This is a genomic window from Bradyrhizobium cenepequi (assembly GCF_020329485.1).
GTDB lineage: Bacteria > Pseudomonadota > Alphaproteobacteria > Rhizobiales > Xanthobacteraceae > Bradyrhizobium > Bradyrhizobium cenepequi.
On the sequence record NZ_JAGKJI010000006.1, the window covers coordinates 213,440 to 225,277 of the forward strand.

Genomic DNA, 11,838 nt, shown 5'->3' on the forward strand with positions numbered 1-11,838 from the left:
TGCTTCAGCCGCGGCGGGTGATGCGGCCTGCGTCGACGTCAAAGATCTCGCCGCTCGCTCCGATATCGACGAAGCCTGCGGGATCGGCGCCGGTCATCCAGACCTGCGCGCCGAGCTTTGCCAGTTCATCGAACAGCGCCCTGCGCCGGTTCGGGTCGAGATGCGCCACCACTTCGTCGAGCAAGAGCAGCGGCACGATGCCGGTCATCTCGGCGACCAGCGTGGCATGCGCCAGCACCAGCCCGATCAACAGCGCCTTCTGCTCGCCGGTGGAGGCGTCGCGCGCCGGCATGTTCTTCGGCGCGTAGACGACCTGCAGGTCGGTCAGATGCGGGCCGTCGAGCGTGCGTCCGGCGGCGGCATCGCGCGCGCGGCTGAGGCGCAGGATCTCGCGGTAGCGGTCTTCGACCGCCGTTGCGGGCTCGCTGAGCAGCGCATTCTCCATCCAGCCGTCGAGCGCGATCTCGGCTGAAGGAAATACTGAGCCTTGCGCGCGCTCGCGCAGCATCGCCGAGAGCCGTGCAGCAGTCTGGCCGCGTGTCGCCGCGACCGCGACCGCAAGCTCAGCGGTCTCGCGTTCGATCGCGCCGCACCAGTGGTCGTCATAGTTGCGCACTTCCAACAGCCGGTTGCGCGAGCGCAAGGAACGCTCCAGCGCCGAGACGCGGCTGGAATGCTCGGAGTCGATGGCGAGCACGAGCCGGTCGAAGAACCGCCGTCGTTCGGAGGCTGCGCCCATGAACAGGCCGTCCATCGCAGGCGTCAGCCACACCATGCGCAGATGGTCGCCGAAGGCCGCAGCCGAACCCACCGGCTCGCGATCGATGCGGCAGCGGCGGCTGACGCTCTCGCTGCCTTGCGCGGGCGCTTCGATGCCGGTGCCGAGCGTCGAAAGCCCCAGCGCGCCCTCGACCTCGGCGGAGACCGCCCAGGATCCGTCGCCCTGGTTGTCGGCGACGTCTTCCAGCGTCGCGCGGCGCAGGCCGCGCCCCGGCGCCAGAAACGAGATCGCTTCGAGGCAATTGGTCTTGCCGGCGCCGTTCGGTCCGACCAGCACCACGATGTCCCCACGCGTTGCCACGCTCGCCGCCCGATAATTGCGGAAATGCGTCAGCGACAGCCGATGGATGCGCGAAGGGGTCATGTCGTTCCGTCATTGCCGGGCTTGACCCGGCAATCCATCGTCCGCATCAGCGGACAATTTCATCATATAGGTCTCGCCACTCGGGATTGCCTTCGACGATCAGATCGATCTTCCACTCGCGGGACCAGTGCTTGATGTTCTTTTCGCGCTGCAGGGCCGCCGCGATGGTTTCATGGGCTTCGAAGTAGACCAGGGTCTTCACGCCGTGGCGCTTGGTGAAGCTCTCTGCCAGTCCCTCGCGATGCTCGTAGATGCGCCGGACCAAATTATTGGTCACGCCGACGTACAGCGTACCACCGGGTTTGCTGGCGAGAATGTACACCCAATAGGTCATTTTTCTTGATGGATTGCCGGGTCAAGCCCGGCAATGACGAAGGATACATCACACCCGCATTGGCATCAGCACGTAGAGCGCGCTCTTGTTGTCCTTGTCCTGCACCAGTGTCGGCGAGCCGGGATCGGCGAGTTTCAGGACTGCGACTTCGCCCTCGATCTGGGCGGCGATATCGAGCAAATAGCGCGAGTTGAAGCCGATATCGAGCGCATCGGAGGCATATTCGACCTCCAGTTCCTCGGTGGCGCTGCCGGAATCCGGGTTGGTCACCGAGAGCACGAGCTTGCCTGCCGACAGCGACAGCTTGACCGCGCGGCCGCGCTCGCTGGAGATAGTCGAGACGCGGTCGACGGCGGCTTCAAAATCCTTCTTGTCGACCACCAGTTCCTTGTCGTTGTTCTGCGGGATCACGCGGCCGTAATCGGGGAAGGTGCCGTCGATCAATTTCGAGGTCAGCACCACATTGCCGAGCGTGAAGCGGATCTTGCCCTGAGAGAGCTCGATGGTGATTTCCGCTTCGGTATCCTCGATCAGCCGCTGCACTTCGCCCACGGTCTTGCGCGGCACGATCACGCCGGGCATGCCGGAGGCGCCCTTCGGCTGCACCAGGTCGATCTGGGCCAAGCGGTGGCCGTCGGTGGCGACGCCACGCAGCGTCGCCTGTTTGGCGCTGCCTGCCGCATGCAGGTAGATGCCGTTGAGGTAATAGCGCGTCTCCTCGGTCGAGATCGCAAACTGAGTGCGGTCGATCAGCCGCTTCACGTCGGCGGCCGGCAGCGCGAAGGCGTGCGTCATCTCACCGGCGGCCAGGTCCGGGAAATCGCTCTCCGGCAGCGTCTGCAGGGTGAAGCGCGAGCGCCCGGCCCGGATCGCCAGCACCGAGCGGTCGCCATCCGCCTCCAGCACGATCTGGGCGCCGTCGGGCAGCTTGCGCACGATGTCGTAGAACATATGCGCGGGCACGGTGGTCGAGCCGGCGGTAGCGGTTTCCGCAGCCAGCGTCTCCGTCACCTCGAGATCGAGGTCGGTTGCCTTCAGCGAGAGCTTGGCGTTTTCGGCGCGGACCAGCACATTGCCGAGGATCGGGATGGTGTTGCGGCGTTCGACCACGCGATGCACGTGGCCGAGCGATTTCAAGAGTTGCGCGCGCTCGACGGTGACCTTCATTGCAATACCCGCCAGATCCCTGAGTGGAGCATGGTTTATCCGAAAACCGGTAACCACCGTGCTCTGAGATGGAAAGGCCGGGGCGGCCATGGGCGCGCCGCGGCGTTTGAAGCCCGAAAGCCGGGTCAATCCCTGGGATTTGACCAAACCGTCGGGGGGACCGCAAGGTGGCGCGGATAACGCGCGAGCGCAAGGGAGCGGGACGCCGTTCCCCCACGTTTTGCAGGCTGGAAGGCCGTTCCCGCCCCGGAAAAGGGCGGGAGGGAAGAATTCATTCCTGCAATTGGCGCTTCAGGGATTCGACTTCTTCGGAGAGCGAATTGTCCTTGGCGACCAGTGCCTCGATCTTGCGCACGGCGTGCAGCACCGTGGTGTGGTCGCGCCCGCCGAAGCGGCGGCCGATCTCGGGCAGCGAGCGGAGCGTCAGCGTCTTGGCCAGATACATTGCGACCTGGCGCGGGCGCACCACGTTCGCGGTGCGGCGCGAGGACAGGAGGTCCGAACGGCTGACATTGTACTGCCGGGCGACCACGCGCTGGATGTCCTCGATCTTGATCCGCTTCGGCTCCTGCGGACGGATCAGGTCGCGCACCTCGCGCTCGGCCATTTCCAGCGTCACCGGCTGGCTGTTCAGCTTGCTGTGCGCGAGCAGCCGGTTGATCGCGCCCTCGAGGTCGCGGCCGTTATGGGTGATGGTGCGCGACAGATAGTCCAGCACCTCGTCCGGTACGTTGAAGCTTGCGTGATGGACGCGGGCGGCGGCTACGCGCGACTTCAGGATGCCCAGGCGCAGCTCCTCGCCGAGCGAACCCATCTCGACCACGAGGCCGCCGGCGAGCCGCGAGCGCACGCGATCATCGAGGCTTTCCAGATCGGACGGCGGACGATCGGCCGCGATCACGACCTGGCGGCCGGCATCGATCAGCGCATTCAGCGTATGACAGAACTCGGCCTGGGTCGACTTGCCCTGCAGGAATTGCAGGTCGTCGATCACGAGCACGTCGATGCCGCGCAGCGCTTCCTTGAATGCCAGCGCCGTTTGCGTCTTCAGCGCGGCGACGAAGCCGTACATGAATTTTTCCGCGGTGAGATAGAGCACCTTGCGCTCGCCACCGGAATTGCCGGCCCAGGTTACCGCCTGCAGGAGATGGGTTTTGCCGAGCCCCACACCGGCATGAATGTAGAGCGGGTTGAACATCACGGGATCGCCGCGACGACCTTCCGCAACCTGGCGCGCCGCGGCATGCGCGAGCGTGTTGGAGCGGCCGACCACGAAGCTTGCAAATGTCAGCCGCGGATCGAGCGGTGAGCCGCCGAGCGCATCGTGACTTGCCGATACCGGTGCGGTTGCGATCGAACGCAGTTCGACAGGGGGTCGTCCTTCCGGCCGCTCGACGCGGCGCGTTTCCGCCGGCGCAGGAGCCTCCTTCGTGATGGCCGCAGGCCGCACGGCCGAGCGAACGGTCAGATCGATGCGGTGGACTTGCGGCATCTCGGCCTGCCAGCAGGAGAGCACGCGATCGGCGTAGTGCGCCTGGATCCAGCTCTTCAGGAATCGGGTCGGAACCGACAGGCGGACGCTTTGGTCCTGCACGCCCTCGAGATCCATGCGCGCAAACCAGCTCGTATAGACATCCTCGCCAACGGTCGTCCGCAACCGTCCCTTCACCCGCGACCAGCGATCCTGTTCCGTGTTTGTCATTGCCTGAAGACTTTTCTCAAAAGTAGTGCCGTTGTTTGTGAAAGCGCCGTGCATGTTTCCTGCCACGACGCGACCTCAAGCGAGGCGTCCTGCTCCGGACACACTTCCTCCGTTCGGCGAAACCGCCGCGCGACAGATCATGTGCTAGGAGAGACGTGCGCTCGCGAGGTCAGCGCGTACTCGACGGTGTATCCGGGGTTCGCGTGGGGGTGTTTGCGGGAGTGCAGCTGAAGGTGTCGAATACGGGCTTGTCTGAAATGCGCAATTCGAATGCTGCGATAGTTTCGTCAATCATACTGCCTCCCCCTTCTCGCCGCGATTTCGCGCGGCGAGCAATCCGCTCGCAAGTGGTCCAAATCAGTGCCGCTACCGAACAACGGAATGCCCAGTGCTGCGCCGCCGTGTAGTTCAGTCATCGTCAACCCTTTACACGGGCTCCGCGTTCCTCGCTGCTTTGGGCCGCGGCTGTTTAGGTGTCTCCCCAGTTTGCCTCTCTCTTGGCGCGGACGCGTCGATCGAGAAATCCAGACACAGAACAGCCGTTCTCATATTACTATGAGTTGCCAACTCAGCTTCGCTTGGAAAGCGTCGCTAACGCGCACACCGCCGCCGATTTGCACGTCCGCCCGTGGGTCTAAAATCGCTCTGATCTTAAGAGCCGTGGGCGCCGCGAACGGATAAACAAATACACCAAGCGCGATTTCTGACAATCCGTTGTTTGTTGCTCGTGAGTTGAGTCTTCGCAGGTGTTGCGGCATTGCAATTGCGAAACCTGAAAGCAAGTTTTTGAATCAGCGCGTAGATTCGCGCGTGTCACAAAGCGCGGCGTAACGGAAAAAAAAGTTCATAAAATATTTACGTACCAAGTCGGCGGCGCCAATTTTCAAACAAGTTGGCTTCGCTATGTAGGTAAGTGATTAGCGAGACGGAGTTTTTCGCGATTGCTTTTGGAGGGTAACCCTTCGCGGCTTTTCGCCGGGAAAGTGCTTAGCGCTATTCTATTCATGCGCCGCATGCGTGCGCATTTGATCGCGTAGTTGCGTCCGAAGCTCGGCAAGAACTGCAGCCTAGTAAAACTACGGATGCGCAGAATGTGCCACGCGCTGTCGTGGGGCAACGAGTCAATTCGCGAGAACACAGTCGTTCAAATTTGCGCAAAAGAAAAGGCCCGGCGAAAAGCCGGGCCTTCGACGAAAGGTTTTTTCTGTCAGCTCACTTCGCCAGCTTGGCGATCTGATGCGTCAGGCGCGAGACTTTTCGGCTCGCATTGTTGCGGTGAACGATGTTGCGCTGCGCGGCCTTCATCAGTTCGGGCTCGGCACGTGCCATCGCCTTCAGTGCCGCGTCGCGATCGCCGAGCTTGATCGCTTCTTCGACCGAGCGAACGGCACCACGCATCTGGGTGCGGCGCGACTTGTTGATGATGGTGCGGCGGGCAATCTTGCGGGTCGCCTTCTTGGCGGAAGTGGTGTTGGCCATGGTCTCAATTGTCCTTCGGCGTTGTTCGCTCTGTTGGTCGGGCTCGAGCGCGCCGGCCGTTGAAATCGTGTGATCTACTCTGCTGTGTTTTCGAGATGCGTTCTTGAGGGAGCCGTGCCCAGAAGCAAAAGTCCCGGCAGCCGCCCGTCCAAAGAACAGCGGCGGCAGGATTGCGCCCGCCGCCATTGCGCGGTCTTATAGAGGGCCCGGCCGCCAGCGTCAACGTTTTCCACCCGGCTCGGAAGGCCGGAATCCGGCAGAAAATGGCCGCCAAGGTGCTGAACAGGTTGAATTTCCGCCCTCCCTGCCGTTAATGGGCCTTGATGCGCTTGGGGCGGATAGGGACTAGGGTGAGGCATGATCCGCGGGTTTTTTCGGCTAATCGGCCTGCTGCTGCTGGCCGGCGGATTCGTTTTCATGGTCTATGATGGCGCCCGCTTCGTCGCCGATCAGACCTTGAGCTTCACCCGCTTTGGCCAGTTCTGGAACGACATCCACCAGTCCAGCCAGTCCGCATTCCGCGCCTGGATCGAGCGCACCGCGCCTTTCCTGTGGGACAGCGTGATCAAGGTCGTCCTCGATCAGCCAGTCTTCGTCGTGCTCGGCGTTGCCGGCATCCTGTTGATGATCCTGTTCCGGCCGCGCAAGCCGCTGATCGGCTACGCGCGGGACTGATCGGAACTTTGCTCCTTTTGGTTGTGAGCCCGCAACGGGGCTGCCAGGTCCGGCGTAAACACCTATATACGTAAACACCTATATAAATGGCCAAGCCGGCTGAAGCCGCTCTCGGCTTCAGGCCGATGTCCCGCCTGGAGGTAATCCATGTTGTTCACGCGCAAGACCACTGCGTTGCCGACTGCAGCCGAAGCGCTGCCGGGACGCGCCACGCCGATCCCGACTGCCACCACCCACTTCGTCAATGGCAGCAAGCTGCAGCCGCCTTACCCTGAAGGCCTGGCGCAGGCGGTATTCGGGCTCGGCTGCTTCTGGGGCGCGGAACGCAAATTCTGGGAACTCGGCGACGGCATCTACACGACCGCCGTCGGCTATGCCGGCGGCTTCACGCCAAATCCGATCTATGAGGAGGTTTGTTCGGGCCGTACCGGCCACACCGAAGTGGTGTTGGTCGTGTTCGATCCGAAGAAGATCTCCTACGAGCAGCTTCTGAAGACGTTCTGGGAAAGTCACGACCCGACGCAGGGCATGCGTCAGGGCAACGATATCGGCACGCAATATCGCTCCGCGATCTACACCTTTAACGACGCGCAGCGGAAGGTGGCGGAGGCCTCGCAGGCCGCCTACCAGAAAGCGCTTTCGGCCAAGGGTCTCGGTCCGATCACGACCGAGATCGCAAAGGCCGGCGAGTTCTATTTCGCGGAAGATTATCATCAGCAGTATCTCGCCAAGAATCCGGCGGGCTATTGCGGCCTTGGCGGCACCGGCGTGTCGTGCCCGATCGGGGTCGGCGTCACCGCCTGATCGCTGTCTCTCTCCTTGCCCCGCCAGCGCGGGGCGAGGGCATTCGTTTGCCTCCAACAACCATTTATTAACCATAACCGGTGCAAGACTAGGCTGTCTCGCTTTTGAGGGATGGCCACGGTGCGGGTTGTGCGCGCGTTTCGATTGTCGATCACTGCCGTCATGACTGCGCTCGTGCTCTCGGGCTGCATGCGCACGAGCGGTCCGGTCGCGGTCGCGCCGGCGCGGAGCGATCTCGATTCGATGGCCTATGGCGGGCCCGCCACGCCTGCGCCGGTGGCGGTCGCCGACACCACCGGTGGCGCAGTCGGCGCCCTTCGCTCCGCTTTTGCCGCTTCGCCCCGTGCGGCCTATGCAGCGGCGCCTGGGGCCGCTGTCCGCTATGATTCAGCCTATCATCTCGATGCCGGCGACCGGCTGCGCGTCGTGGTCTACGGCCAGGAAGGTCTCACCAACACCTACGCGATCGATGCTGCCGGATCGATCACCATGCCGCTGATCGGGCAGGTGCCTGCGCGCGGCCGGACGACGTCGGGGCTTGCAGCTGAGATCGCGGCAAAGCTGCGCAGCGGCTATATCCGCGAGCCTTCGGTCGCCGTCGAGATCGAGGCCTATCGTCCCTTCTTCATCCTCGGCGAAGTCGCTGCGCCCGGACAATATCCGTACGTGCCCAACATGACCGTCGAGAGCGCGGTCGCGATTGCGGGCGGCTTCTCGCCGCGCGCTAAGCGGGACATGGTGACGTTGACGCATACTGATGGCAACGGCGCGGCGCGCTACACGGTACCGCTCGGCACACCGATGAGCCCCGGCGACACGGTGTTCGTCAGCGAGCGCTGGTTCTAACAACACCATTCGTCATTCCGGGGCGATGCGCAGCATCGAGCCCGGAATCCATCGGGCCGCAAACCGTATGGATGAATGGATTCCGGGCTCACGCTTCGCGTGCCCCGGAATGACAACCGAGAAAGCTGCGCGCTACTTCAAATGCTTCGCGAAAAACGCCAGGCTGCGCGGCCAGGCGATGTCGGCGCTGGTCTTGTCGTAGCTTGCCCGTTCGTCGCAATGAAAGCCGTGCTGCGCGCCCGGATAGATGTGGACCTCGACCTCAGGCCGCTTGGCCTTGATGGTCTCGACATCGGTCAGGGGAATGCCGGTGTCCTTTTCGCCGAAGTGGAGCTGCGTCGGCACCGTCGGCTTGTCGTCGGCAAAGCGGACGATGGCGCCGCCGTAATAGCCGACGGCTGCCTTGAGGCCAGTCAGCTTGGTTGCCGCGACATAGGCAACGCTGCCGCCAAGGCAGAAGCCGACGATGCCGACCGGGCCGACATCCTTCACAGCATCAATGGCGGCCTGGGTGTCGCGCAGCATCGCCGCCCAATCCGGATTGGCGACGAATTTGCGCGCGACCGCCACTTCCTCCGGCGAATAGTCGCTCTGGAAATTCGGCTCGCTGCGGTCGAAGATCGAGGGCGCGATCGCGACATAGCCTTCCTGCGCGAGCCGGTCGCAGACCGAGCGGATGTGGTGGTTGACGCCAAAAATCTCCTGGATCACCACGATCGCGCCCTTCGGTGCGCCGGCGGGATCCGCGCGGTAGCCGCCGAGTCTGAAGTCGTCCGAAGCCGTCAGTGTGATGTCTTTTCCCACGGGGTCATCCCTTCTCGTTTGAGGGTTGCAACTACGTTTCGCGAAGGTGCAGGTGGCTGGCTACCGCCACATCCAGTTCTGGCCCCAATCGGCTTTCCAGCCGGCGAGCCGGCCTTTGCGGAATTGCAGAAAGAGCCGGTCCTTGTGCGGGAACAGCCCGCTGCCGCCGATGTCGCGGAAGGTGAGATAGATCTCATTGCCGGGACGCCCGCTGATATAGGTGAGGGGCGTGCCGAGCGCGCGCGAGGTCTCTTCCACGTCCATCCCGAACACCAGCGGCGCGGTGTTCGACAGTGTCGTCGTGAAGTAGGACGGCGCAGGGGCAGCACCGCCAAATGGCGGCAGGTGCTGCGCGCGCGCCGGTGCCGCAGCAGCGACGAGCACGAGCAGTGTCGCGGCCATTATCCTCATGACGCCGCCTTCTGCGCCGACTTCGCCTCGAGGCTATCGAGGAACGGCAGCACCGCCTCGATGAAGCCCTGCGGCTGGTCGATGTTGACGGCGTGGCCGGCCGCCGGGATCACAACTTTCTGCGCGCCGGGAATCTTGGCCGCCATATAGTCGGAGGCGGCCAGGAACGGCGTGTCGTCAGCGCCGACCACGATCAGCGACGGCACCTTGATGTCGGGCAGCGACTCGATCACGCGCGCATCGCGCTGGGTCAGCATGCCGCGCGCAGCAAGCGCAAGACCCGAGGCATCGCGGTGCGTTACCGTCGAGCGTTCGCGGCTGAACGACTTCAGGAGATCCAGGCCCTCGCGTTCGAACTTTTCGGCGGTGTCGTAAGCGCGCTTGTTCCAGGCTTCGCGAGCGTCGTCCTTCTTGAAGCCGGGGCCGGTGTCGATGATCAAGAGCGCCCGCACCCGCTCCGGGTAGGTGCGATAGAACGCAAGCGACATATAGCCGCCGAGCGAGAGCCCGCCGACGATCGCCTTGTCCTCGCCGACCGCATCCAGCAGCGCGGCCATGTCGGCCACCGTCAGGGCTTCGCTATAGGCGGAGGGATCGCTGGGATAATCCGACTGGCCGTGGCCGCGCATGTCCCACAGCACCAGCCTGTAGTGCTTCGACAGCGCCGCGATCTGGCCCTGCCACATCGCCGAGGTCGATGAATAGCCGTGGGTCAGGAGCAAAGGCGGGCCGTCGCCGTGGACTTCGTAATAGATCTCGACCCCATCGCGCTCGATCTTCGGCATTGCGTTTCCCCGACCAACTTCAGGCAATCCAGTTGCCGCATGATCCTAGCGCGATCCCTTCGCGGTTGGGAAATGCGGAAATGGAAGGCCGATCGTTAAAATTCTAGCATTTCCGCTAGAGCGCTGTTCATCGTGCCCATTAAGCCGCGGGGAACCCATTCCCGGCTAAGCCTGGGCTGTCGATCGTCATTGCGAACGCCCAGGGATTTCATGACCGCGTTAGCCAACAAGACCTCGTCGAGACGCCGACTGTTGCTGGCGTCGGACCGAGGCGACCAAAGCAGCGAGCTGGCCAGGATCTTGAGATCGATCAGCGAGGTCGACACTATCTCGACCGCGGAGCTTCCCGAGAAGCCCGCGGCCAATCTTTCGGGCATCGTCGTCGACATCAACCTGCGTGCGCCGGAGAGCGTGCAGCTCGTGCGCAACAGGCTCAGGACGGAAGCCTATCGCGAAATGCCGCGGCTGTTCGTGCTGCAGGACGCATTGCACCACGCGACCATGCAGGCCTGGGCATTGGGGGCCACCGACACGATCTCGCGTCCGTTCGACGCCGCCGGACTGTTGCAGCGCATCCGCTCCGCGTTTCCCGACGCAGACGGCTACGATGAAACCGATCGCGGCAAGGCACTGAACCGCGGCGTCGAGGCGGCGCATGCGGTGATGGTCAAGATCTTCGAAGGGCTGCCGGCCGGCGTGCCCCTGAACCTCAGCGACATCGTCGCCGCCGAGCGCAAGATCCTGAAAGCGATCAAGCACTCGTCCTTGCGCGAATGGCTGACCATGGTCGGCTGCCATCACACCGACACCTATCGCCATTGCCTGTTCGTCACCGGTTTTGCGGTGGCATTCGCGCAGCACCTCGGCATGCGAGAGGACGACCAGCGCCGGCTTGCCCGCGCGGCGCTGCTGCACGATGTCGGCAAGGCGTTCATCCCGACCTCCATCCTCGACAAGCCGACCGAATTGACGGCGGACGAGATGGCCGAGATGCGCGAGCATCCGAGGCGCGGCTACGAGGCGCTCTCCGTCCAGGGCGGCTTTCCGCCCGAGATGCTCGACGTGGTGCTGCACCATCATGAGATGCTGGACAGCACCGGCTATCCGGATGGCTTGCACGGCGGCCAGATCAGCGACATCGTTCGGCTCACCACCATTGTCGACATCTACGCCGCACTGGTGGAGAAGCGCGCCTATCGGCTGCAGTTCACCCACGCGAAGGCGTTCGCGATGATGGAAGACATGGGCGGGAAGCTCGACCAGCAATTGCTGCAGGCGTTCCGTCCTGTCGCGTTTGGGTACTATTGATTCAGTTCCGTAGGGTGGGCAAAGGCGCGCATGCGCCGTGCCCACCATCAAGTGCTCGGCAGGCAATGGTTGGGCACGCTCCGCTTTGCCCACCCTCATATGGGGATTTGTGAGTCAAGGCCTTTCGATTGGCTTGAGTGAGGTTGGCACGGTGCGAGGGCGGCGCGCGGAGCCATGCGTAGCGCAGCGCGCCGACCGTGTTCCGGGCGAGGATTGGCTTCCGAAGATTTCTGCAGCTCACTGCATCACCTCATATCCGGTCGGACTGGTGTGGTCCGGACCCACATTCCGCATGCTTGCGGCGAGGAAGCCCTGAGGATGAGACCCATCTACAAAACGGCTGTTTGTTCGGCCCATGGGTGGCACGGTCATCATCCAT

12 protein-coding genes are annotated in these 11,838 nt (G+C 63.3%); 4 read left to right on the forward strand and 8 right to left on the reverse strand.

Annotated elements, in window-relative coordinates; translation table 11 throughout:
• Nucleotides 1–4 precede the first annotated feature (4 nt).
• The 5 genes from recF to rpsT form a co-directional block, all read right to left on the reverse strand.
• Entirely contained in the window at nucleotides 5–1,144 is a 1,140-nt protein-coding gene (gene recF / locus J6497_RS10460) for a DNA replication/repair protein RecF (RefSeq protein WP_225704175.1), read from the reverse strand.
• A gap of 46 nt (nucleotides 1,145–1,190) precedes the next feature.
• The gene (locus J6497_RS10465) at nucleotides 1,191–1,478 is read right to left on the reverse strand and encodes a GIY-YIG nuclease family protein (protein WP_225704176.1); all 288 of its coding nucleotides are present in this window, start codon (nucleotides 1,476–1,478) and stop codon (nucleotides 1,191–1,193) included.
• 48 nt (nucleotides 1,479–1,526) lie between these two features.
• Nucleotides 1,527–2,645 carry a DNA polymerase III subunit beta gene (gene dnaN, locus J6497_RS10470; RefSeq protein ID WP_225704177.1) on the reverse strand — a complete coding sequence of 373 codons (1,119 nt, stop codon included), beginning with the start codon at nucleotides 2,643–2,645 and terminating at the stop codon, nucleotides 1,527–1,529.
• Between the two features lie 271 nt (nucleotides 2,646–2,916).
• The gene (dnaA, locus tag J6497_RS10475) at nucleotides 2,917–4,347 is read right to left on the reverse strand and encodes a chromosomal replication initiator protein DnaA (RefSeq protein WP_225704178.1); all 1,431 of its coding nucleotides are present in this window, start codon (nucleotides 4,345–4,347) and stop codon (nucleotides 2,917–2,919) included.
• A gap of 1,212 nt (nucleotides 4,348–5,559) precedes the next feature.
• Nucleotides 5,560–5,826: a 30S ribosomal protein S20 gene (gene rpsT, locus J6497_RS10480; protein ID WP_225704179.1), complete on the reverse strand. Its 267-nt coding sequence runs from the start codon at nucleotides 5,824–5,826 to the stop codon at nucleotides 5,560–5,562.
• A 357-nt stretch (nucleotides 5,827–6,183) separates the two neighbouring features.
• Here rpsT and J6497_RS10485 point away from each other — a divergent pair, with 357 nt between their 5' ends.
• The 3 genes from J6497_RS10485 (at nucleotide 6,184) to J6497_RS10495 (ending at nucleotide 8,151) form a co-directional block, all read left to right on the forward strand.
• Nucleotides 6,184–6,501 (forward strand): hypothetical protein, encoded by a 318-nt coding sequence (locus J6497_RS10485; RefSeq protein WP_225704180.1) that lies wholly within the window; start codon nucleotides 6,184–6,186, stop codon nucleotides 6,499–6,501.
• Between the two features lie 147 nt (nucleotides 6,502–6,648).
• On the forward strand, nucleotides 6,649–7,305 hold the full coding sequence (gene msrA, locus J6497_RS10490) for a peptide-methionine (S)-S-oxide reductase MsrA (protein WP_225704181.1): 657 nt from the start codon (nucleotides 6,649–6,651) through the stop codon (nucleotides 7,303–7,305).
• A 162-nt stretch (nucleotides 7,306–7,467) separates the two neighbouring features.
• A complete protein-coding gene (locus J6497_RS10495; RefSeq protein WP_376708192.1) occupies nucleotides 7,468–8,151 on the forward strand; it encodes a polysaccharide biosynthesis/export family protein in 684 nt (227 codons plus the stop codon).
• Nucleotides 8,152–8,283: 132 nt separating this feature from the next.
• Here the strand turns inward: J6497_RS10495 and J6497_RS10500 are convergent, their stop codons facing one another.
• The 3 genes from J6497_RS10500 to J6497_RS10510 are packed head-to-tail and all read right to left on the reverse strand — an operon-like array spanning nucleotide 8,284 to nucleotide 10,151.
• The gene (locus J6497_RS10500) at nucleotides 8,284–8,955 is read right to left on the reverse strand and encodes a dienelactone hydrolase family protein (protein WP_225704182.1); all 672 of its coding nucleotides are present in this window, start codon (nucleotides 8,953–8,955) and stop codon (nucleotides 8,284–8,286) included.
• A gap of 60 nt (nucleotides 8,956–9,015) precedes the next feature.
• The gene (locus J6497_RS10505) at nucleotides 9,016–9,366 is read right to left on the reverse strand and encodes a hypothetical protein (protein ID WP_225704183.1); all 351 of its coding nucleotides are present in this window, start codon (nucleotides 9,364–9,366) and stop codon (nucleotides 9,016–9,018) included.
• The gene (locus tag J6497_RS10510; protein WP_225704184.1) at nucleotides 9,363–10,151 is read right to left on the reverse strand and encodes an alpha/beta fold hydrolase; all 789 of its coding nucleotides are present in this window, start codon (nucleotides 10,149–10,151) and stop codon (nucleotides 9,363–9,365) included. The genes J6497_RS10505 and J6497_RS10510 overlap by 4 nt, the downstream gene beginning before the upstream one ends.
• A gap of 210 nt (nucleotides 10,152–10,361) precedes the next feature.
• On the opposite strand from J6497_RS10510, the gene J6497_RS10515 reads away from it, so the two are divergent.
• Complete coding sequence (locus J6497_RS10515) at nucleotides 10,362–11,459, forward strand: HD-GYP domain-containing protein (RefSeq protein WP_225704185.1); 1,098 nt, start codon at nucleotides 10,362–10,364, stop codon at nucleotides 11,457–11,459.
• Nucleotides 11,460–11,838: the final 379 nt, after the last annotated feature.

Excerpts from the sequence above, each read along its gene's own strand:
- rpsT (WP_225704179.1), bottom strand. The coding sequence starts at position 5,826 with ATGGCCAACACCACTTCCGCCAAGAAGGCGACCCGCAAGATTGCCCGC.
- J6497_RS10495 (WP_376708192.1), top strand. The coding sequence starts at position 7,468 with ATGACTGCGCTCGTGCTCTCGGGCTGCATGCGCACGAGCGGTCCGGTC.
- J6497_RS10510 (WP_225704184.1), bottom strand. The coding sequence starts at position 10,151 with ATGCCGAAGATCGAGCGCGATGGGGTCGAGATCTATTACGAAGTCCAC.
- dnaN (WP_225704177.1), bottom strand. The coding sequence starts at position 2,645 with ATGAAGGTCACCGTCGAGCGCGCGCAACTCTTGAAATCGCTCGGCCAC.
- J6497_RS10465 (WP_225704176.1), bottom strand. The coding sequence starts at position 1,478 with ATGACCTATTGGGTGTACATTCTCGCCAGCAAACCCGGTGGTACGCTG.
- J6497_RS10485 (WP_225704180.1), top strand. The coding sequence starts at position 6,184 with ATGATCCGCGGGTTTTTTCGGCTAATCGGCCTGCTGCTGCTGGCCGGC.
- J6497_RS10505 (WP_225704183.1), bottom strand. The coding sequence starts at position 9,366 with ATGAGGATAATGGCCGCGACACTGCTCGTGCTCGTCGCTGCTGCGGCA.
- dnaA (WP_225704178.1), bottom strand. The coding sequence starts at position 4,347 with ATGACAAACACGGAACAGGATCGCTGGTCGCGGGTGAAGGGACGGTTG.
- recF (WP_225704175.1), bottom strand. The coding sequence starts at position 1,144 with ATGACCCCTTCGCGCATCCATCGGCTGTCGCTGACGCATTTCCGCAAT.
- J6497_RS10515 (WP_225704185.1), top strand. The coding sequence starts at position 10,362 with ATGACCGCGTTAGCCAACAAGACCTCGTCGAGACGCCGACTGTTGCTG.
- msrA (WP_225704181.1), top strand. The coding sequence starts at position 6,649 with ATGTTGTTCACGCGCAAGACCACTGCGTTGCCGACTGCAGCCGAAGCG.